The organism is Psychrobacter sp. 1Y4, assembly GCF_051847555.1.
In genome coordinates, this window is the sequence record NZ_JBPYDE010000005.1 from 233,953 (window position 1) to 254,760 (window position 20,808).

General features: G+C 44.5%; 19 protein-coding genes and 2 pseudogenes. 8 read left to right on the top strand and 13 right to left on the bottom strand.

The genetic code is table 11. The features are described from left to right. Window positions 1–152 precede the first annotated feature (152 nt). From hisB to ACS8FC_RS06305, 3 genes are all read left to right on the top strand, one after another. Window positions 153–779 carry an imidazoleglycerol-phosphate dehydratase HisB gene (gene hisB / locus ACS8FC_RS06295; RefSeq protein WP_439263422.1) on the top strand — a complete coding sequence of 209 codons (627 nt, stop codon included), beginning with the start codon at window positions 153–155 and terminating at the stop codon, window positions 777–779. Beyond that, window positions 780–1,424 (top strand): imidazole glycerol phosphate synthase subunit HisH, encoded by a 645-nt coding sequence (gene hisH, locus ACS8FC_RS06300; RefSeq protein ID WP_439263424.1) that lies wholly within the window; start codon window positions 780–782, stop codon window positions 1,422–1,424. It abuts the gene before it with no gap. 164 nt (window positions 1,425–1,588) lie between these two features. Next, window positions 1,589–1,978 carry a hypothetical protein gene (locus ACS8FC_RS06305; protein WP_439296198.1) on the top strand — a complete coding sequence of 130 codons (390 nt, stop codon included), beginning with the start codon at window positions 1,589–1,591 and terminating at the stop codon, window positions 1,976–1,978. A gap of 49 nt (window positions 1,979–2,027) precedes the next feature. Here ACS8FC_RS06305 and ACS8FC_RS06310 read toward each other — a convergent pair whose 3' ends face one another. Beyond that, a complete protein-coding gene (locus ACS8FC_RS06310; RefSeq protein WP_439296199.1) occupies window positions 2,028–3,350 on the bottom strand; it encodes a valine--pyruvate transaminase in 1,323 nt (440 codons plus the stop codon). A 225-nt stretch (window positions 3,351–3,575) separates the two neighbouring features. Here ACS8FC_RS06310 and ACS8FC_RS06315 point away from each other — a divergent pair, with 225 nt between their 5' ends. From ACS8FC_RS06315 to ACS8FC_RS06335, 5 genes and pseudogenes are all read left to right on the top strand, one after another. Then, complete coding sequence (locus ACS8FC_RS06315) at window positions 3,576–4,523, top strand: NAD(P)-dependent oxidoreductase (protein WP_439296200.1); 948 nt, start codon at window positions 3,576–3,578, stop codon at window positions 4,521–4,523. Window positions 4,524–5,186: 663 nt separating this feature from the next. Then, window positions 5,187–5,300: pseudogene (locus tag ACS8FC_RS06320) on the top strand (TetR/AcrR family transcriptional regulator); the annotation flags it as partial. A 3-nt stretch (window positions 5,301–5,303) separates the two neighbouring features. Next, window positions 5,304–5,687, top strand: a complete 384-nt coding sequence (locus ACS8FC_RS06325; protein WP_439296201.1) for a hypothetical protein — start codon at window positions 5,304–5,306, stop codon at window positions 5,685–5,687. Beyond that, on the top strand, window positions 5,684–6,739 hold the full coding sequence (locus tag ACS8FC_RS06330; RefSeq protein ID WP_439296202.1) for an alcohol dehydrogenase family protein: 1,056 nt from the start codon (window positions 5,684–5,686) through the stop codon (window positions 6,737–6,739). Before ACS8FC_RS06325 ends, ACS8FC_RS06330 begins: the two co-directional genes overlap by 4 nt. A gap of 217 nt (window positions 6,740–6,956) precedes the next feature. Next, window positions 6,957–7,058 (top strand): annotated as a pseudogene (locus tag ACS8FC_RS06335) (IS1595 family transposase); the annotation flags it as partial. A gap of 85 nt (window positions 7,059–7,143) precedes the next feature. Here ACS8FC_RS06335 and ACS8FC_RS06340 read toward each other — a convergent pair. The 12 genes from ACS8FC_RS06340 to ACS8FC_RS06395 form a co-directional block, all read right to left on the bottom strand. After that, window positions 7,144–9,738, bottom strand: a complete 2,595-nt coding sequence (locus tag ACS8FC_RS06340; RefSeq protein ID WP_439296203.1) for an ABC transporter permease — start codon at window positions 9,736–9,738, stop codon at window positions 7,144–7,146. Continuing rightward, window positions 9,716–10,456, bottom strand: a complete 741-nt coding sequence (locus ACS8FC_RS06345) for an ABC transporter ATP-binding protein (protein ID WP_439296204.1) — start codon at window positions 10,454–10,456, stop codon at window positions 9,716–9,718. The genes ACS8FC_RS06340 and ACS8FC_RS06345 overlap by 23 nt, the downstream gene beginning before the upstream one ends. 67 nt (window positions 10,457–10,523) lie before the next feature. After that, window positions 10,524–11,339 (bottom strand): arylesterase, encoded by an 816-nt coding sequence (locus tag ACS8FC_RS06350; protein WP_439296205.1) that lies wholly within the window; start codon window positions 11,337–11,339, stop codon window positions 10,524–10,526. Between the two features lie 230 nt (window positions 11,340–11,569). Further along, window positions 11,570–12,643, bottom strand: coding sequence for an alpha/beta hydrolase (locus ACS8FC_RS06355; protein WP_439296206.1), 1,074 nt, complete (start codon window positions 12,641–12,643; stop codon window positions 11,570–11,572). Between the two features lie 104 nt (window positions 12,644–12,747). Next, window positions 12,748–14,004 (bottom strand): MFS transporter, encoded by a 1,257-nt coding sequence (locus tag ACS8FC_RS06360; protein WP_439296207.1) that lies wholly within the window; start codon window positions 14,002–14,004, stop codon window positions 12,748–12,750. A 359-nt stretch (window positions 14,005–14,363) separates the two neighbouring features. Then, window positions 14,364–14,609 carry a (Na+)-NQR maturation NqrM gene (nqrM, locus tag ACS8FC_RS06365; protein WP_299218936.1) on the bottom strand — a complete coding sequence of 82 codons (246 nt, stop codon included), beginning with the start codon at window positions 14,607–14,609 and terminating at the stop codon, window positions 14,364–14,366. A 119-nt stretch (window positions 14,610–14,728) separates the two neighbouring features. Beyond that, complete coding sequence (locus ACS8FC_RS06370; protein WP_439296208.1) at window positions 14,729–15,886, bottom strand: FAD:protein FMN transferase; 1,158 nt, start codon at window positions 15,884–15,886, stop codon at window positions 14,729–14,731. 146 nt (window positions 15,887–16,032) lie between these two features. Beyond that, window positions 16,033–17,268 (bottom strand): NADH:ubiquinone reductase (Na(+)-transporting) subunit F, encoded by a 1,236-nt coding sequence (nqrF, locus tag ACS8FC_RS06375; RefSeq protein ID WP_439296209.1) that lies wholly within the window; start codon window positions 17,266–17,268, stop codon window positions 16,033–16,035. A gap of 124 nt (window positions 17,269–17,392) precedes the next feature. Next, entirely contained in the window at window positions 17,393–18,001 is a 609-nt protein-coding gene (gene nqrE, locus ACS8FC_RS06380; RefSeq protein WP_299218941.1) for an NADH:ubiquinone reductase (Na(+)-transporting) subunit E, read from the bottom strand. Further along, complete coding sequence (locus tag ACS8FC_RS06385) at window positions 18,001–18,672, bottom strand: NADH:ubiquinone reductase (Na(+)-transporting) subunit D (RefSeq protein ID WP_075103264.1); 672 nt, start codon at window positions 18,670–18,672, stop codon at window positions 18,001–18,003. The genes nqrE and ACS8FC_RS06385 overlap by 1 nt, the downstream gene beginning before the upstream one ends. Before the next feature lies 1 nt (window position 18,673). After that, complete coding sequence (locus ACS8FC_RS06390) at window positions 18,674–19,588, bottom strand: Na(+)-translocating NADH-quinone reductase subunit C (RefSeq protein WP_299218945.1); 915 nt, start codon at window positions 19,586–19,588, stop codon at window positions 18,674–18,676. Continuing rightward, the gene (locus tag ACS8FC_RS06395) at window positions 19,569–20,804 is read right to left on the bottom strand and encodes an NADH:ubiquinone reductase (Na(+)-transporting) subunit B (RefSeq protein WP_299218947.1); all 1,236 of its coding nucleotides are present in this window, start codon (window positions 20,802–20,804) and stop codon (window positions 19,569–19,571) included. Before ACS8FC_RS06395 ends, ACS8FC_RS06390 begins: the two co-directional genes overlap by 20 nt. Between the last annotated feature and the right edge of the window lie 4 nt (window positions 20,805–20,808).

Genomic DNA, 20,808 nt, shown 5'->3' on the forward strand with positions numbered 1-20,808 from the left:
AGGGTTTGCTATGATAAGGTTATTATTTTTTAACGTTATTAATAATAACTAGTTTTTTTGACTATTTGTGTTTTATCGTTCTCACATTTGGACCTCGCCGGGCTTTTTTAGGCCTGTTTTTATTGTTTGCTTTTCATTGATAGAGAGTAGCCATGACAACTGATTCAAACTTAAATCTACACGGCCGCCCAGCACGCACGGCCACCGTTGAGCGCAATACTGCTGAGACGCAAATCACTTGCACAGTCAATCTTGATGGAACCGGTCAAGGAGTTGTCGATACTGGCGTGCCATTCTTAGATCATATGCTTGATCAAATTAAGCGTCATGGTTTGTTTGACCTTGACATCAAATGTACTGGCGATACTTACATCGATGATCACCACAGCGTCGAAGATACGGGCATTACCCTTGGGCAGGCATTCAATAAAGCACTTGGCGATAAAAAAGGCATCCGTCGCTACGGACATTTTTATGCGCCACTTGACGAGTCATTGACCCGTGCCGTTGTCGATCTTTCAGGTCGCCCTGGGTTACACATGGACATTCCGTTTACGCGCTCGCACGTGGGTACTTTCGATGTTGATCTATTTAGTGAGTTTTTCTATGGCTTGGTTAACCACTCGTGGATGACCGTGCATTTAGACAATCTCAAAGGTAAAAACAGCCATCATCAGATCGAATCTACCTTTAAAGCTTTTGCTCGTGCGCTACGTATGGCGTGTGAATATGATGAGCGTGCATTGAATACGCTACCGTCGACCAAAGAGGCGTTCTAGATGAGTAGAGCTACTAAAATTGCACTATTAGATTATGGCATGGGTAATTTGCACTCTGCTGGCAAAGCACTATCAGCAGTAGGCGCAGACGTCTCTATCACCAATGACCCAAAAGTCGTCGCTGCTGCCGACAAAATCGTTTTCCCCGGTGTCGGAGCCATGCGCGATTGCATGATTGGTATGCATGAAGCGGGTATTGATGAGGTCGTGCGTGATGCGATATTTAACAAGCCTGTGATGGCTATCTGTGTCGGTATGCAGGCGTTGTTTGAGCAGTCGGCGGAGAATGGTGGCACGGACTGTTTGGGCATCTTAAATGGCACGGTAGAAGCCTTTGACCCGGCGTGGACGGACGAGCAAGGCGCGACGATTAAAGTGCCGCACATGGGCTGGAACACGATTACGGAGATGGATACTAGCCACCCGTTATGGAATGGTATTGAGGACAACGCGCATTTTTACTTTGTACATAGCTATTACTGTGCGCCTGCCGATAGCGCACAAGTAGCGGCGGTATGTGACTATGGGCAGCCATTTTGCGCCAGCGTTATCCAAGACAACTTATTCGCCACCCAGTTCCATCCAGAAAAAAGCCATACTGCTGGCTTGCAGCTGTTAAAGAATTTCGTCGAGTGGGATGTGTAGATAGGTAGTAAACATAAATTGCATACTTGCTTCAGAATAGGGTAGATTATCGTTTGTATAATCTGCCCTTTTTATTATCCGTTATTTTTATTATTCATTTTTAGTTATCGTTGTTTAATGATACGCTCAATTATTTTTTGCTCGCTTATACTTGGAATATCTCAGTGGACTTTACCGCCTTTAAAATTGATATCATCGACATAACAGGATTGGCCAAAGATGCGCTGCATATTTATGTTGGCGTCGGCGTCTATCTGCTTTGTCTACTCATACTGCTGCCTATTATCAAAAAGCAAGGTATTCGATCATTCATCGCATTGATCGTGGTGACGGGTGTTGCTCTATTGGGTGAGTATTTGGACAACCGTCATATCATTAGACCAAGAGGGTTTTTGGCATTAGGAATGGTAGATATCAAGGCAAGTTTTCATGATTTGGTGAATACTTGCTTAGTACCTTACGTGCTACATGCATTAAATAAGTGGACAGCCATCTTTCGACCAGCCAATAAACCTGCCTCATTGACCAAACGCCATAAAAAAACGGACTATTAAACAGTCCGTTTTTTTTTGCTATTTGAGCTTATGATTTTAGCAGCTAATCTTATTTTTTGGCCTCATCATACAGCTCACGTACGACTTCACCAATCACTGCAATCCCTTTCTCCAAAGTGTCTTCATCCGCCGCAATACTCATGCGAATACATTCGTGCGCGTGCTGATAGTCGTTGACATCAACCCCAGGGAAGAAGTACTCACTTGGTACAATAAGCGTGCCTTTTTCTTTTAGGCGCTCGTATAGATCCAGCGTGCTAATCGGCAAGTCTTTAAACCACAACCAGAAAAATATCGCGCCTTCAGGCTTATGAATAACCAGCGGATAATCACCCAAAGCTTCTTTTAATAGCTTCACAGCGAGTTTTGCTTGCTGCTGATAAAACGGCTTAACTTCATTATCAGATAACTGCTTGATACGATCGTTTTCTACCAGTGGTGTGGCAATCGCTGCACCAAAGCGTGTCGGTGCTAGATTGACCACGGCATTCATCGCGCTGACCGCTGCGATCACTTTCGCATCGGCGACAATGATACCGGTACGCACACCAGGCAGACCGATTTTGGACAGGCTAAAGCACAGAATGGTATTGTTATCCCAGCTTAATTGCGCGTCAGAGTAGATGATATTGGGGAAGGGCATACCGTAGGCGTTGTCGATAATCAGCGGTACGTCATAGCGCTTGGCAATCTCGGCTAAGTGTGCCATTTCCTCATCAGTCAACACGTTACCCGTTGGATTGGTCGGACGTGAACAGCAAATTGCGCCGATACGACCTTCTTTTAACGCTGGCAAGTTCTCTAATGCCTCAAAATCCACCCGATATTTAAAGAAGCCTTCTCCGCCATCATGCGTGACTTCATCGATATGCGGCAGGACAGCCATGAAGTGTTGACCATCGATGTGTACGTCGCTATAGCCGATGTATTCAGGCGTGAGCGGCAATAGAATCGATTTATCGACAGACTCATTCTTTTCATCAATGAAAGCACCGCCAAATAGGTTAAACAAGAAGAAAAAAGCATTTTGCGAGCCATTGGTCAGGGCGATATTTTCCGCGCTCAGATTCCAATCATAATGACGGTTAAAAAAGCCAACTAAGGCATCAATAAATTCAGCATCACCTTGCGGGTTGGAGTAGTTTGCCATGCTAATAATGGCGCTACTATCAGGATCACTAGCGTTACTGTCATTACCAAGCGCTTGGTAAGTCTGCAAAAACAACTCATTCACCGCATCAATTTTGGCAGGATTACCACCGCCTAACATATTGACTGGCTGATCGCTTTTGAGCGCATCGCCCAAATCATCCATCAATTGTGAGATGCCAGTGGGCTGGGTGAATTTTTGACCGAACTTTGAGAATTTCATAAGACTACCATGCTGTTTTGGAGAGGTGTAAGAGGTTATTCATTGATAAAGTTGGGCTAGTATATCAAATGAGGGCTACGAAGGGAGTAAACAACCTTGCTTGATGCCGCGCTTAATATATAGGAGCTTGTCCGATATCGAACAAACGCTAACACAGCGTCCACCGCAACCCTTATATAGTAAGTGCTAAATTACAGACCCACTACTATTAAAAAAGGAGTCCTTATGAAAGCCGTATTACTTGATGAAAAAAGATTTGTCGCCGACCTTGCACGACCTACCCCCGAAAAAATAACCGACTACGTTACCTTTGAAGAAACCCCACAAGACAATAAAACCATCATTGAGCGCTGTCAAGACGCCGACATCATGATTAATGGCTCCCTACGTATCGAGCGTGAAGTGATTGAGGCGCTACCCAATCTCAAGCTCATCCAGCTCCTCTCTGTCGGCTCCAACCACATTGACAAACAAGCCTGCGAAGACAATGACGTCACGCTCCTCAACGCACCAGATTTTGCCAGCGCCACCGTCGCCGAGCACACCATGATGCTACTACTCAGCGCCATGCGTGCCAGTATCAATTACCACAACAAAGTCAAAAGTGGCGAATGGAAGGAGAAGGGGCGAGCCGACATCATTGATGCTGAGGCCATTGACCTTGAGGGCTTAACCATCGGTATGATTGGTATCGGTGACATTGGCAAGCGGATTACCAAGCTTGCTAAAGCCTATGACATGAATGTCCTATGGGCAGAGCGCCAAGGTCGCCAGCCTCGTAATGACGACTACACCGACTTTGAAACCGTCCTTAGTAAGTCCGATGTCATCACCATACATTGCCCGCTCACCGAGGAAACCAAACATCTCATTAACCAAGATACCCTAAGCAAAATGAGCAAAAAACCGCTACTGGTCAACGTCGCCCGTGGCAAGATTGTCGATAGCGAGGCCTTAGCTAGCGCAGTCAGACAAGAGCAAATACTCGGCTATGCCACCGACGTATTTGAACAAGAACCTGCCGGCGAAAATGATCCGATTGTCCAGCTCGCCAATGAAGGTCATCCTCGCATCATTCTAACCCCGCATATGGGTGCCGGAAGCCGAGCCTCGCAAGTCAAGCTATGGAAGATAATCACTCGGCAAATCAATGACTTTATTGAAAATAACTAAGATTAAAGTGATTGGGATTAAAATAAATGAGATGGGGATTGAGAGGGTTTTGGTCTGAGGCTTTAGATACTGGGGGTTTTGGAGCTAATCCTGCTTTTCGCTTGTAGTTGGCAGTCTGCGGCGCACAGCACCTAGGCACAGTAGCGTTCCAACGTCCGAGCGATCACTCCTGTGCAAGGTGCTGTAAGCGCCACAGTCCACCAAGCTACCGCTGCAATCAGGGCTAAAAAGCCTTGCTATGGCAAGGTTCACTAGGGTAATCAAAATCTTAACTTGAGTTTGGACGGTAGGGTGCGTTGTACGCACCGCTAGATTAAACAATCTATAAATTTAAACAGATTCTGTCAAAGGATGGCTATTTATGCGATTTTCGAAGTTAAGAATGGCTTTGTCTGACCAAGTTTTGAGAATTTTATAAGGTTACCATGCTGTTTTGGCAGGGGTTATCATGTTATTTAATTAATAAAGTGGCGCTAGTATATTAAATGACGGCTACAAGGTGAGCAAACCGCATTGCCGATTTGTCCCAACAGCAATCCACATTCAGCACTATACCTTTACCATCTAGAAAATACCTTGACAGAGGTAGAATAAATACTTTACCCTCTCAAGTAGAGTGTTTATTCTACCTGAGAGGATTCTGTTATCAAAGAAGATATTGCCATTAAGCTTGAGAAAGCTTTTAGCCAACATGGTTTCGCTGAGCCAAGTGTTGCTCAGCTAAAAACTGCGTGTAACGTCAGCCTGCGAACACTATACAAATACTATCCCTCTAAAGAGATGATGGTCGTTGGTGCATTGGATTATCGCCATCAAAGATACCTAGACTTTTTGCTCAATGAATCACCTCCCCCTGGCATAGCGTCTATTACTCATGTTTTTAACAAGCTCGAACAATGGATGCAAGAATTCGCCCCACACGGCTGTATGTCTATGAATGCCATAGCGGCTTTTCCTGACGATCCAGTGATTGCCAACTCAGTAAAAAAACACAAGCAAAAAGTCCAACATTTTTTGGGGCAACAAAGTCAGAGAGAAGATCTTGCGACCGCTATTTTTTTGCTACATGAAGGCGTATCAAGTGCATGGCCTGTATTAGGCAAGAAAGCCATCACCTCAGCACAAACCGCACTATCACAACTTTTAAAGGAAAATAAACAATGAAAGTTATCCCAAAGACGATGAAAGGTGTCCAGCTTATCGGTCATGGTGGCCCAGAGATGCTCGAATACCGTGATGATATTCCAGTACCTACTCCCACTTCAAATGAAGTACTCATCCAAGTTTCTGCTGCTGGGGTTAACAACACTGATATCAATACTAGAACGGCATGGTACTCAAAGGGAGATAGCAGTAGCGCTGATGCCAGTTGGTCTGGCAGTGCCTTGAACTTGCCTCTTATCCAAGGTGCAGATGTTTGCGGCACTATAGTAGCGGTCGGTAATAATGTTAGTCGCGAACGTATTGGAGAACGAGTTCTAATTGAACCTTGCCTGAGCGAAATCAATGGTCAAATACTGGATTCATTTGGTTACTATGGCTCAGAATGTGATGGTGGATTTGCTGAATATACAGTAGTCGCTGCCAAACATGCCTATGCGGTAAATAGTACGCTCTCTAATATCGAACTGGCGTCCTTCCCCTGTTCGTATTCCACTGCTGAGAATATGCTGACGCGAGCGAACGTTTCGTCAGATGATAAGGTATTGATATCTGGTGCTTCAGGAGGGGTTGGGTCGGCAGCAGTCCAGCTTGCTAAAGCACGCGGTGCTTATGTTATTGCTATTACCAGTCCAAGCAAAAATCAACAACTTCTGGATTTGGGAGCGGATCAAGTGATATCACGTGATGATGACTTGATCGAGATATTAGGCGAAAACTGCCTTGATGTCGTCATCGATTTGGTCGCAGGAAAGCAGTGGCCTGAGTTTTTACGATTACTAAAACCAAGAGGTCGATATGCTGTATCTGGTGCGATTGGAGGAGCATTGGTTGAGCTAGATATCAGAACACTTTATCTAAAAGACTTAACTTTTTATGGCTGTACTTCCCTTGAGCCTGAAGTATTTCAGAACCTCGTTAACTGTATCGAACAACGTAAGATAACCCCAATCGTTGCGTGCACCTTTCCACTAAAAGAGATACATACCGCTCAAGAGGTGTTCTTGGAAAAGAAGCATGTCGGTAAGATTGTTTTGAAAGTTACTCAAGAATGACCATACGCTAACAATAAATAAGGAGCTGTAGTAGATAAGCACTATACTAGACTGCTGAAATGAAGATAACCCATCATAAATTAAGTAAAAAACCACGGTTAAGATTGCTAGAACAGAGGCTGATTTACTTAATATTCAGCAGAATGCAGCAGCACTTTTCTACCATAAAACAAGACTCGTTATAGAGTATTATTTATCTCTTGAAGAAAATGACATTAAGAAGCATTTGCACTTATTTTTAAAAGAGTATGAGTTTAGATTCAATTATAGCTCACCATCTAATCAGCTGAAAACTCTGAGAAAATGGTGTGATATTTAATCTTTATCTACTACAGACTCTTTTGATTTTTTCTAAGAGCATTGCCTAAGTAGTTTAGGGAATGATAAATCTCCAGTAAAAAACTCTAAATCATCGCCCGAACCCTCGCCATAATCCCGCGTCCAATCACCAACCTCACATAGATAATGGCAATTGCAAACAGCAACATGATTAACGCTGCACCGCCAATAGCCAAGCTTGTCCACGGCACACTAAATTGTAGATTAAACCACTGCGTGATAGCAGCCCATGCGCCAACGCTGGCGATAACGACCGCAAAGGTCGCTGCGCTAATACCAAGCACGCCCAGCTCTAGGATATTGAGCATGTAAAGGTCGCGTTTTTGCATACCGAGTAGTCTAAATGACGCGCTGTCCTTCATACGATCTTGCGAGGTAGAGAGCAGCGAGCTGATCAACACCATGACCCCCGTGAGTAGGGCAAGCAAAGTGAACACATAGACCAAGCGGCTCATTTGTACCACCAGCTCTTGGATTTGCTCAGCGATTGCCGTACCGTCAATGGTGGTGACCGCAGGAAACTCGCGTACTAATTTGCCTTGTAGCTCTGGAATCGTATCTTCTGATACGTGGGCAGTAGCAAACTGGATTTGCGGGGCAGCAGATAAAACAGATGGCTCAAACAAGAAGTAAAAATACGGGCTTGGGCCACGCTCATAGCGCGTGCGAATACTAGTAATCTGCCCGATGATTTCGATACCTTGAACGTTAAAGACCACTTCATCGCCCATGCCGACATTGAGCATGCTGGCAGCAGTGTCTAAGATAGATAAGGGTTTGACTTGCTGATCGGCATCATCGATAGGCGTATACAGCGCGTCGTCTGTAAGCGAGTCAACGATATACTCGGTCTCCATGACCGTATCTGTATAGCTTAAGTTAAACACCCGCGTAGGATCATCGAAGCCATCCTCAGGTTCGATGTCTTTTGCCACCACGTCATTGGCCGTCTCCACACGGGCACGAATCACCGGATAATAGGTAACGGGTGCCTCAATGATGGTATCAATCTTATCATGCTGATCGCTCTGCACATCGAGCAAAAACAGATTGGGCGCGTCTTCAGGATAGGCATTAATAAACTGCGCATTGATACTGTGATTAAGTGTGGTGATGAGCGTTAGCACCGCGACCGACAGTGATAAGGTGACAAAGAACAGCGCGGATTGGTTGCCTTTACGCGCCAGATTATGAATAGCGATACGCTGCATCCAGCTGACCTTAGTGTTGCTTGCCAATTTCGCCAGTAGCCAGAGCCAACCACGCGCCAGTAGCCAAAATATCGCCACCAGTACGATTAAGCCGCCTAATAGCTGCGCTCCTAACGACAGCGAACCCACTTCATAAGCAAAGAAGGCATATAGCCCTGCCAGCACCAAGCCATACCATAGTAACGGTACGCGTCGATACCAAGGCAGGTCTCTAGTCTGCGTACTCGCACCTTGGTTGAGGAGGGTAGCAGGCTTAGTGGTGTTTAGTGTACTCAGGCCGCGCTGCGCAATCAGTAATGTTAAGACTAAGGCAATTGTCACGGTCTTGATGGCACTGATTGGATTGATGGCAAGACCCACATCGGCAGGCAAGATAGCCACTAGATAAGGCTGACCAACTTTGAGTAAGCCTAGGCTTAATATCACTGCAGCAACACAAGCGACAGCAGTCGTGACGATAAGCAGCTGATAGTAACTGCGCTTAAGTGAGCCGAGCGGCTCGCCTAATGCCAAGCGAATGGCGTTATTGGACTGCTGCTTGGTGACAAACGCGCTAATGACACCGTACATGGCGACCGCAGAGAGTAGTAATACCGCGATGACCAACAATTTTAAAAACATCAATACATTGTCAGAGATACGCGAGACCGAAGTATCGGCTGACACAGCGTCAGACAGCTCAATATCAGGATAATTGGTCAGGATATCTGTGAGCGCATCTTGCTGTGTGTTTATCAGCTCTAAGTCGCCTGCTATCTCGATACGATAGTTTATGCGGCTGCGTTGTCCTAATAGATTGGTTGACGGGAGTGCATCTTGCTTCATCAACACACGGCCACCAAAACCAAAGGTAGTTAGCGGTCGATCAGGCTCTTTTGTCAGTACATCATTGATCATGAATTGCGCATCGCCAATGGTGATACGGTCGCCGACTTCGGCCTGTAGACTACTGAGCACTTCTGGCGCGACGATCACACTGTCAGATGTTAGCTGCTCCCATAGCGGCTGTCCTGAGGCAAGCTCGGCTGTACCGTATAAGGGATACGACGGCGAGACGGCTTTGACGCTGGCAAGCAAGGTTTGCTCATCATTGACCAGCATGGCGCTAAACTGATAGTCATACACCGTCTGTGTATTAGGGATAGTTTCTACCTGCGTTAGTACTTCGCTTGGCCAGTCTTGCTTACTATTTAGGATGAGATCCCCACCAACGAGCGCGCGCTGATTGTCATTGATATAGCTATCGACAGACTGCTGCACAGAGTCGAGGGTCAGGTAGGTAGCAAGCGATAGCGTGAGCGTTAATAAAAACAATACAGGATATACCCAGCGCTGCCACCAGCTACGACTGAGTGCTTGCGAGCCTAAATCGCGATTAAAAAGCTGGCTTATCATGCCACTGGAGTAATTTGACTCTTTATCCATATTATCCATTAACTGTCGACCCATCTATCATACCGTCATGCATAGTAATGACGCGATCTGCCATGTCAGCAAGCGCAGGATCGTGAGTCACGACGACCAGTGCTGACCCCGTCTGCTGGCGCAGGTCTAATAATAAGTTCATGACTTGATCGGCATTTTGCTCATCAAGGTTGCCTGTTGGCTCATCAGCGAACACAATTTTCGGCTGCGATACCAGTGCCCGTGCTACAGCGGTACGCTGCTGCTCACCGCCTGATAGTTGATTGGGCAGACTGTCACGTCTATGACCTAAGTCGACGGCTTCAATCAATTCGTTGACGCGTGCTTTATTCGGACGCCGCGCAATATCAAGCGGAAAGGCAATGTTTTCCGCCACCGTCAAAGTTGGTAGTAAGTGAAACGACTGAAAGACAAAGCCCATCTCACGCTGACGAATGACCGCCAGCGCATCTTCATCAAGACTGCTTAATGTCTGTCCAGCCAGCTCAACCGAGCCGCTATCAGGATAGTCTAGTGCAGCAAGTAGACCCAGCAGAGTGGATTTACCCGAGCCTGATTTACCCATAATGACCACAAACTCGCCAGCATCGACATGGATACTCACGTCTTTGATAATAGACAGTGATTGCTCACCGACTTGCACGGTTTTGTTGAGATGCGTGGCGGTAAGTAAGGCTTGCTGTGCAGAATTGGATGTAGATTCTGTTGATAATGATGCTACAGTTGAGTTTGATAAGGTCATTACATAGTCTCAGTTGACGTAGGGTCTGTTACTTGTGCTGGCTCGTTAGGTATCTTAGTCAGTCGAATCAGTTGTTTTCAGTCTCTACCATTGCTTCAAGCTTGGGCGCTAAGATTGGCAGGATGTTATCATTGACGATAATTGTGTAGCCATCTTTGGTTGGATGAATGGCATCGGCTTGGTTGAGCTCAGGGTCTCCGCCCACACCATTTAAAAAGAACGGAATCAGCGTGACGTTCATATCTTTAGCGATGCGAGGATAAATTGCGGCAAACGACTCTACATAGTCAGAGCCAAGATTGTCATAAATCTGCATGCCACCCAAGATGACTTCACTGCCGTTGTCTTGCAAATGTTTAGCCGCGGTACGGATGTTATCTTCAACGGTTGCGACGTCAATACCACGGATAGCGTCATTAGCGCCAATAGTCAGTATGGTAATATCAGGCTTGGTTTGTGTTACCCAGTCTAAACGATTGACCAAGCCCGTACTGGTCTCACCGCTAAGACCTGAATTGATAACTTTGACATTCTTATAGCCCATGTCCTTTAGCGTTACTTCTAACTGGGCAGGGTAATTGTCATCAGGGTTTACGCCCAAGCCTTCGGTCAGAGAGTCGCCAAGTGCTAAAATAGTAATAGGTTGCTCAATCGCCACGACATTGTCTTGTTCAGTCGCTGTTTCACGTGAAACCTTGTTAGTAGTATCGTTAATGGCTTCTGTTTGAGAAGCATCTACTACAGGCTCGTTCGCGTTAGCACTAGTAGTATCAGCATCATCGGCTGGACTACAAGCCACTAGTGCTAAGCTGGTCAATAGCGCTAAGCTAAGTTTCTTTGATAAAAATTTAGATAAATAAGGCTTTATTAAAGGCAATGACATAGGGGTTCCGTTAGATATTTCTGGGCATTATCTGTTTTATATTAGGGCGGGCTTAACATTCACAAGTAGTTGTTGCTCTAGGTTAATTAACCGACTTTTTCTACAGTTGATTCAATCTAAAAGTGTTAATGTGCGACTGGTATAAATTTTCCTTGCTTGCTGTGCGACTTCGTCACTCCAGAGGCCGCGCAAAATTCATGCCAGTCGCACGTTGAGATTTTCATGCTTTTTTATTCAGAACTTTTGCTACCCAAAAACTCATTTATTGCCTGATAGGTTTGCTTGCAGATGTCAGGATTAAGATTTTCCATATTAAGGTAAGCATGAATGACCTTGTCATAAGTGATGTGCTGCGTATCGACGCCAGCTTCGCTAAGTTTGGCAGCATAAGCGACACCTTCATCATATAAAGGATCAACCGCTGCATTGATAATAAGCGCGGGTGGCTGATGTGCCAGCTCATCTCGACTGGCAAACAGAGCAGATTTTGACTGTCTGTCCTCACTGTTTTGAAAGTTGTTTCGAAAGTACTGATCAAAGTACCAGCCGATACGCGCTTGACTGAGTAGATAACCATTGGCGTATTTCTCAATAGAGGGACAGCTCATAGTAAAGTCAACACTTGGATATATCAGTACTTGCGCGCTGATATCATTTATTACGCCTGACTCTATTATTCTAGGGTCGCGTAGCAGATTGGTGGCTAATGCACCGCCATGACTGTCTCCTGCTACTACTAGCTCATTCGTGCTAATGTGCCGGCGGGCGAGTAGTTTATTTAAGCCAAGCAAAGCAGTGCAAGCATCGTTTTGGGCGCAAGGGTAGGGGTTTTCTGGTGCAAGGCGATATTCTGGTGCAACAATAATGTGCCCTGTATGTTTCGCTAAACGGCATAAAATTTGATGATAAACAGAGACGCTACCTGCTGTACCACCGCCACCATGAAAGTACAGCATCACGGGTAGTGGTGTCTGCTCAGTCTGAACTATTGAAGCGTCAGGCAAGCTAGGATAAAAGAGGCGCACCGGTACATGATAAGCAGGCACGTCATAAGCATCGTTAGTTGACGCATCATATTCAATGATGTCATCGACTATTAGCGCCACATTTACGGCCTCGGTAACAAAGGTATGGGTTAAATTTGCTAGGCCATCTCTAGCATTGATGGCATTAGGGATACTACCTGTTTGCACAAAGGCAGGGAGCAGCTGTTCATTTAATACCTTTAGATAATTAGCAACAGCAGGTAATAAATCGACTTGGTTTTCAGCATCAGCTTTGTTGGATTTAATAGAGTCGTTCATCTTCATTCCTCTGAATTTATCAATATTAAAACGCGTTTAATAAATGACAAGTCGGTATTGTTAGTGGTTGCTGATAGCTAAAAACACATCAAACAGGCTTTAAGCTAAGCAGGGCGACCATCGACCATCACCGGACGACTGACCATCCAAGCAATCACAACGTTGATAATCATTAAAATTAACATAATAAGTAATGGTAAATCCCAATCGCCAGTCGCTTCATGTAGCCAACCAGTCCCTAATGGACCAAAAAACGCTATCAAATACCCAACGAATTGAGCCATGCCAGACAGCTCGCTAGATTGGTTGGTCGTATAAGTCCGTAGCGAGAACAACATCATACATAAGGTGAAAATCGCTGAGCAACCAATGCCCATTAAGCCTGACCATAACCATGCTAGGTCAGTAGATAAGTAGCTTACCCCTATGATACCAATGACGTTTAATACAGCGGCAAAGACTGCCAACGCTTGAATAGGGCGACCACGGTTTACCAGCCACGTTAAGCTTAAGATAGAAATAGGTGCCATAAATTGAAACACCGAACCCATTTGCCCCGCTTTAACGGCAGATAGTCCCTGACTCACCCAAATAGATGGCAAGAAACTGGCAACGGTATAAAACAATAAAGACTGCAAACCCATAAAGACTGCAATTTGCCAAGCAAAAGACGTGCGCCACATGGAGACCTCTGAAGATCCTAACTTAGGCAGCTCAACCGCTTGATGACTAGACGATCCTAGGCGCAGACGTAAAAACACCCAAAGCACAATGGCAAATATGCCTAAAAGCGACCAACCACCAAGCGCCCACTGCCAGCCTACCTGCTCAGATAGCGGTAATACGACTCCTGCTACTATGCCTGCCGACACCGTCATCGTTAAACTAAATAAACCAGTTATCAGTGGAATATGTTTCGGCGTACGCTGTTTAATAACGGGTGCCGCCAAAGTGTTAGCAAAGCCGATGGCCAACGTTAGTAATAATGTACCACTCAAAAAGCCAATCCACGTAGGAACCACGGAACGCAGCACCATACCAAAGGTGAGTAGTGCAACCATCACAATGAGCGTATTCTCAAGGCCAAAGCGCTTACCAATCGCTGGTGCGATAAGCGCGCCTACTGCAAAAGTCAGCATTGGCACTGCACCTAACCAACCAATCTCAGTCTCAGAAATGTTGAGCGCATCTTGTACTACTGGCGCAATAGAGCCAAGTGCAACGATCGGCGCCCGCATATTGGTGGCGAGTAAAATTATGGCACATAATACGAGCCAAAAAGTGAAGCGTGAGGAGGGCAGCTTAGACGCCGATGCAGTATCTAGATGAGACTTTGGTTGCAAATTAGAGGGGGTAGACATAGCAGCACGACTATTATTAGAATAAGAAAAAAGACACGTCATTGAGCAGCGCCGAAGAGTCGTCGCTTGCACATAACACCAAAGAAAACGCACCTAAAGGGTGACTAACATCGTGAACCAGAGCTTAAAAATACTTGCAGAATGCAAGACTGTGAGCTTATTACCCTGATAATCAGGATAAATACGATATGCGAGTAGTTAATTCAAAAAATTAATAATAAGCGATTTTTATATAAAATGACTCATCAAAGTCTGATGGCATAACTAAAAATAGCGTTAAATCATATTTATATGACCTAACGCTATTATAGGAACAAATGATGGGTAAATACTACCAGCGTATGGTAACCAGCTTTACACTATACCGATTTACCCAGTTGAGCCGCTTTTAGTGCATTCTCTTGTTGTTCTGCGACAATAGAATCGCATTTGTTGGGATCATTGCCACAAAACGAGCAGTTTTCATCACCCATTAATTTAGCAACACCGCCACAAGAGCCTCTAAGCGGCTTTTTTTTGACCATATAACCAATACCCATAAATACAAAAAACAGTATAAATACAGTAAAGGTAATAGCGAGCATAGGAAGCAGTTGGCTAAGCATAGAGGAAACCTCAAGTTTAGAAAATAGAGTTATCTTTAATGATAACTATCTAATAGTATAGCAAATTTTTACGCTTTGCGTTTGTTGTTAATACATTCTCAAAACACTACAACCAAAACTCAAGGCTGCTTATCAGCACGTAATGCTTGCATTGCAGAAGTCTGAACTACTTGCCAATCATCAATACTGTTTAGCGCATCATTATGCTCTACCCCATCAGCCAATACGACAAATAAGGCTGCTATATTTTGCTTTTCAGCAAGGCTTAACGCCTTTTCGTAAGGCATGGCAGTCAGTGCAGTTGCCCAAGCATCGGCAAGTGCAACTGAGTCAGCTGCTACTGTCACCGAAGGAGCACCACCAACAATAGGTTTACCCGTTGTAGGATCGATGGTATGACTATAGTGCTTACCATCAAATATGACGGAGTTGCGATAGTTACCAGAAGTTGCTATATGCATCTGATTATTGGTTTTTAGTGGTTGACGAATAGCCGTAATTGTTTGACGTTCGCTAACAGTACTGCCCTCAATAGGTGCATCAATGGCAATCTGCCACGGCTGCTGCTTATTGTTAACGCCAGAAGTCGCTATTTCTCCACCAATCTCAACCATATAGTTACGGATGTTGTAACGATCTTTGAGAACATCAGCAATGACGTCGACACCGTAACCTTTTGCTACTGCCGAAAAATCCAGACCAATGCCATCTTTGGTCTTATAGAGAGTTTGGTCTTGCTTGACGACGCTATCAAAATCTACCAATGCTTGGGCGGTTGCGATTTCAGTTGCACTTGGCGGACTCTGTAAGCGTTCGACAGTCATAGTACTACCAAACCCCCAAGTATTGATAAGCGGTATAACAGTCGGATCAAATGCTCCGCCAGACTGTGCATAGACTTGTCTTGAGATATCAAGTACGTGACTAAAGTCAGCATCGATTGTAATAGGTGTGTCTTTGCCTAACTGATTAAACTTGGATATAGTAGAATCAACTTGATAGGTCGACATACTGTCATTAATCTGCTGTAAACGCTGATCAATGGCAGCCTGAATATCTGCCTCGATTACCTCTTCTGGTAATTGATAGCTGATATGATAGCTGGTACCCATTGTTTCACCGATTAAATAGTTATAATCAGGCGACTGTTGACAGGCGGTTAGACCAACTATACTCAATGCTGATAACGCAAATAATATAGGATTACTTACCGTCTTTTGATCATTTTGAGACCGGGTAGCGAAAAGATATGTTTGAGGTTTTTCTTTATTAAACATTGTAAATTTATCCAACAGCAAAAATGGATGAAAAAAAAGAGCGCCACTGTTGACGCTCTTTTTTATGTCTTTCATATTGATCATCGAAATAAATATGAGTCAAAATAAAAAACTATTTGCTCAATTGATCATGGTCTTGGGCCAATTTAACCACCGAAATCATCAAGCATGATGTTTTCGTCTTCCACACCTAGGCTGTGTAGCATGTCGATAACCGCCGCGTTCATCATCGGTGGCCCGCACATATAATACTCACAGTCTTCTGGATTAGGATGGTCTTTTAGATATTCTTCTAGTAAGACATTATGGATAAAGCCTGTATAGCCGTCCCAGTTGTCTTCAGGAAGAGGATCCGATAAGGCAACATGCCATTCAAAGTTATCGAACTCTTCTTCTAACTGATCATAGTCTTCAACGTAGAACATCTCACGAATAGAACGTGCACCGTACCAAAAACTAATCTTACGATCAGAGTTCAAACGTTTAAGCTGATCGAAGATATGCGAGCGCATTGGTGCCATACCAGCACCGCCCCCAACAAAAATCATTTCAGCTTCAGTATCTTTGGCAAAGAATTCACCATAAGGACCTGATACGGTCACTTTATCGCCAGGCTTTAAGCTAAACGTCCAAGAAGACATTTTACCTGGTGGTATACCATCTGGACCACGTGGTGGTGGACTTGCGATACGAATGTTGAACTTGATGATACCTTTTTCGTCAGGGTAGTTGGCCATTGAATAAGCACGAATGACAGGTTCATCAACCTTTGACACATATTTGAAAATGCCAAACTTTTCCCAATCTTCTCTATATTCTTCAGCAACATCGAAGTCTTTATAATGTACTTCATGCGGTGGCGCTTCCAACTGTACATAACCACCAGCACGGAAGTTAACTTCTTCGCCTTCTGGAATTTTGAGTACTAGCTCTTTAATAAAGGTTGCAACGTTCTCATTAGAGACAACTTCACATTCCCACTTTTGCACATCAAAAAACTCAGGGTCAATCTCTATTTCCATGTCCTGCTTGACAGATACCTGACAAGCCAAGCGCATGTGATTGCGGATCTCGCCTTGAGTAAAATAGCCTTCTTCGGTGGGCAGAATAGAACCGCCACCTTCAATAACACGGCAGCGACATTGAGCACACGTACCACCACCACCACACGCAGAAGATAAAAATATACCTTCACTAGCAAGGGTTTGCAGTAGTTTTCCGCCTGCTGGAGTCACCACATCATTATCGGGATTATCATTGATATGAATAGTAACATCGCCTGAACTGACCAGTCTTGAGCGTGCTGCCAAAATAATGGCAACAAGACCCATGATGATCAAGGTAAACATAGCAACGCCACCAATCGCCGTAGCATAATCCATGATATGTATCCTTAATCTATGGGGTAGGGGTGCGGGTACATAAATTTGATACTGTACCCGAACACCTACCGAATAAATGAATTAAATATGTCAAATCGCTAAATAGATGTCTAAGCTTAGCGGTTTAAATGGACATGCCACCGAACGACATAAAGCCGAGCGACATAAGGCCAACCGTAATAAAGGTAATGCCAAGACCACGTAATGGTCCCGGAATATCTGAATACTTAAGCTTTTCACGAATACCTGCTAACGCAGTGATCGCAACTGCCCAACCAAAACCTGCACCGACCCCATATACCACTGATTCACTAAAGTTATAGTCACGCTCAACCATAAATAAGACGCCACCTAAGATCGCGCAGTTTACGGTAATGAGCGGTAAGAAGACACCAAGCGCGTTATATAGAGCTGGGACAAACTTGTCCAAAAACATCTCTAGAATCTGTACAGTCGCAGCAATAAGACCGATATAGCTTAGTAGACCTAAGAAACTAAGGTCGATATCGGGAAAGCCTGCCCATGCCAGCGCACCATTTTTTAGAATGAACTGGAACAAAAGGTTATTGAGTGGCACAGTAATCGCCATTACAACAATAACAGCGACTCCAAGGCCTATAGCGGTTGAGACTTTTTTGGACACGGCCAAAAAAGTACACATACCTAAGAAATAGGCGAGCGCCATATTCTCAATAAAGACTGAGGTTATAAATAAACTAATATAATGTCCCATTAGTGACCGCCTCCGTGTGCCATGCCTTTAGACTGTGGCTTCATTACAAATTCGGCTTCTTCAATTTGTTCTGGCTTCCAAAGACGAACGATGGCAATAAATAAACCAATAATGAAGAACGCTGATGGTGGCAACAACAATAGACCATTTGGTAGATACCAACCGCCATCAGTGACTGGTTGTAAGATAGTGATACCAAACCATGTACCTGAACCTAGTAATTCACGAATAGTCGCAACGAACAGTAATACGGCAGAGTAACCAAGACCATTACCGATACCATCTAAAAAGCTTGGTACTGGTGGATTGCTCATAGCAAAGGCCTCAGCACGGCCCATGACGATACAGTTGGTAATAATCAAACCAACGAACACCGATAAGCCTTTACTCACATCATAAGCGACAGCTTTTAGTACCTGATCGACCAAAATAACCAATGAAGCAATAATCGTCATCTGTACAATGATACGAATACTTGATGGGATTTGCTTACGAATAATTGAAATAAAGAAGCTGGAAAAAGCGGTTACCAATGTCAATGCCACACACATTACCAAGGCATTTGACATACTCGTCGTTACCGCTAACGCCGAACAGATACCTAATATCTGTAAGGCGATAGGGTTATTATCAAAAATAGGCGAGGTTAAAATACTTTTTGTGTCAGCCATGTTATGCCTCCTTGCCGTTTGCTACTGGTAGCGCTGCTGCCAGTTCGGTTGTAGGTTGAGCTGTCTGATTGTCTGGTTGTTTTGACTGACTTGCTTTTGTATCAGCGTTATCAATCGTTTGACCACTGTCTTTACGTAAGGTGTCTAGATAAGGTTTATACCCTTGCTCACCTAGCCAAAACTGAATCATATTGCTGACACCGCGGCTAGTTAGCGTTGCACCACTAATACCATCAACCCAGTTTTCTTTTGGATTGCCAGCTTTGGTAACACCTGTTGCTACTTCGCCACTATCGTCATACGAGTGAATGCCCTGCCATTTGGCACGCCATTCTGGCTCTTCAATACGAGCGCCCAATCCTGGCGTTTCTTTATGCTCATAAAAACTGATACCTTTAATAGTATTCATATCGCTTTCAAGCGTCAAGAAACCGTAGATAGTACCCCATAAGCCATAGCCTTGAATCGGTAGGACCACCATCTCAGGCTGACCTGCATCATCACTTTTAACATAGACCTTCGCATACTTAGGTTTACGACCAATACCAGCAGGATCGTTATCACCTAAGTCTTCACTCAATGCCTGATTTTTAGTTGCCTGACTGGCATCGTAAGCATTGCGATCTGGAATACCCGCATCGCTTAAGGCATTGTCGTCAAGATAGTTGCCTTCGTTTAGATCAACGATTTTTACTTCAAAATCCTTAAAGCGTTCGGCAACATCTTTAGCAGTATCAGACTCAGCATCATACATGCCAGCTGCTACTAGAATGTTTTTATTACGATCTAAGCGTGCATTTTCAACTTGTGATGGTTTGAGGCCGACCGCAACTGCTGAAACCAATACAGAACACACCAAGCATAGCGTTAATGCCACACTGATGGTTTTTGCATTATTACTTTTGGGCTTGGACATAACGAACCCTCCGAGCTGTTTGGCGTTTGATATTTGCTTGAGTCACAAAATAATCAAACAATGGAGCAAATAAGTTGGCAAATAAAATGGCGAGCATGATGCCTTCTGGGAAAGCTGGGTTAACTACTCGAATCAGCACTGTCATAAAGCCAATCAAAATACCATACGCCCAGCGGCCATTATTAGTATGTGCAGCTGAGACTGGATCGGTTGCCATAAAGACAGCACCGAAAGCAAAGCCACCAATTACTAAATGCCAATAAAATGGCAAGTTCATCATCAAGTTATCGTCAGAGCCAATCATATTGAAGATAAGAGACGTTGCAATCAGACCAACTACACAACCTGCCATAATGCGCCATGAGGCAATACGCGTCCACAGAAGCACCGCTGCACCCAGCAAAATAGCTAGTGTAGAGACTTCACCGACACTACCTTGGATATTACCAAAAAACGCATCACTCCACGTGATCGCCTGACCATATACGTTGGTAAAATCAGCTGGTGTCACACCAAGGGCAGCAAGACCTAGTGGCGTTGCACCTGAAAATCCATCAACCGCCGTCCACACTGAGTCACCTGATATATAGGCAGGATAGGCAAAGTAAAGAAAAGCACGACCAGATAAGGCAGGGTTCAAGAAGTTCTTACCGGTACCGCCGAACACTTCTTTTGCCACTACCACACCAAAGATGATACCTAAGGCCACTTGCCATAATGGAATATCAGGTGGCATGATTAGCGCATATAGCACAGAAGTGACAAAGAAGCCTTCGTTGACTTCATGCCCGCGCACCACGGCGAAGATGATCTCGCATAAGATACCGACAGCAAAGGTAACAATATAGATTGGTAAGAACTGCATCGCCCCATACACAAAGCAGGCCCAAATACTATCTGGATTGTAGCCTACCATACTAGTGATCATAGTGCGCCAGCCTTCAGGCTGTAACCCTAGTTGTGAGATAGCAGTCAGCGCTTGATGACCGACATTATACATACCCCAAAACATCGCTGGGAACGTACACATCCATACTGTAATCATAATACGCTTGAGGTCGATACCGTCACGTACGTGCGAAGAAGCGTAAGTCGTCGTACCTGGCTGACGTAAAAACGTATCAAACATCTCAAAAATAGCGTAATACTTTTCGTGTTTGCCACCCTTGGTAAAAGACGGCTCCATACGATCGAACATATTGTGTAAAAATTTCATCGTG

Bases quoted from the DNA above. Each gene is read 5' to 3' on its own strand.
- nqrM (WP_299218936.1), bottom strand. From the start codon at position 14,609: ATGCTTAGCCAACTGCTTCCTATGCTCGCTATTACCTTTACTGTATTT.
- ACS8FC_RS06340 (WP_439296203.1), bottom strand. From the start codon at position 9,738: ATGGGTCGACAGTTAATGGATAATATGGATAAAGAGTCAAATTACTCC.
- ACS8FC_RS06330 (WP_439296202.1), top strand. From the start codon at position 5,684: ATGAAAGTTATCCCAAAGACGATGAAAGGTGTCCAGCTTATCGGTCAT.
- ACS8FC_RS06395 (WP_299218947.1), bottom strand. From the start codon at position 20,804: ATGAAATTTTTACACAATATGTTCGATCGTATGGAGCCGTCTTTTACC.
- ACS8FC_RS06370 (WP_439296208.1), bottom strand. From the start codon at position 15,886: ATGTTTAATAAAGAAAAACCTCAAACATATCTTTTCGCTACCCGGTCT.
- ACS8FC_RS06385 (WP_075103264.1), bottom strand. From the start codon at position 18,672: ATGGCTGACACAAAAAGTATTTTAACCTCGCCTATTTTTGATAATAAC.
- nqrF (WP_439296209.1), bottom strand. From the start codon at position 17,268: ATGGATTATGCTACGGCGATTGGTGGCGTTGCTATGTTTACCTTGATC.
- ACS8FC_RS06355 (WP_439296206.1), bottom strand. From the start codon at position 12,643: ATGAACGACTCTATTAAATCCAACAAAGCTGATGCTGAAAACCAAGTC.
- ACS8FC_RS06315 (WP_439296200.1), top strand. From the start codon at position 3,576: ATGAAAGCCGTATTACTTGATGAAAAAAGATTTGTCGCCGACCTTGCA.
- ACS8FC_RS06345 (WP_439296204.1), bottom strand. From the start codon at position 10,456: ATGACCTTATCAAACTCAACTGTAGCATCATTATCAACAGAATCTACA.
- ACS8FC_RS06310 (WP_439296199.1), bottom strand. From the start codon at position 3,350: ATGAAATTCTCAAAGTTCGGTCAAAAATTCACCCAGCCCACTGGCATC.
- ACS8FC_RS06360 (WP_439296207.1), bottom strand. From the start codon at position 14,004: ATGTCTACCCCCTCTAATTTGCAACCAAAGTCTCATCTAGATACTGCA.
- hisH (WP_439263424.1), top strand. From the start codon at position 780: ATGAGTAGAGCTACTAAAATTGCACTATTAGATTATGGCATGGGTAAT.
- nqrE (WP_299218941.1), bottom strand. From the start codon at position 18,001: ATGGGACATTATATTAGTTTATTTATAACCTCAGTCTTTATTGAGAAT.
- hisB (WP_439263422.1), top strand. From the start codon at position 153: ATGACAACTGATTCAAACTTAAATCTACACGGCCGCCCAGCACGCACG.
- ACS8FC_RS06350 (WP_439296205.1), bottom strand. From the start codon at position 11,339: ATGTCATTGCCTTTAATAAAGCCTTATTTATCTAAATTTTTATCAAAG.
- ACS8FC_RS06325 (WP_439296201.1), top strand. From the start codon at position 5,304: ATGATGGTCGTTGGTGCATTGGATTATCGCCATCAAAGATACCTAGAC.
- ACS8FC_RS06390 (WP_299218945.1), bottom strand. From the start codon at position 19,588: ATGTCCAAGCCCAAAAGTAATAATGCAAAAACCATCAGTGTGGCATTA.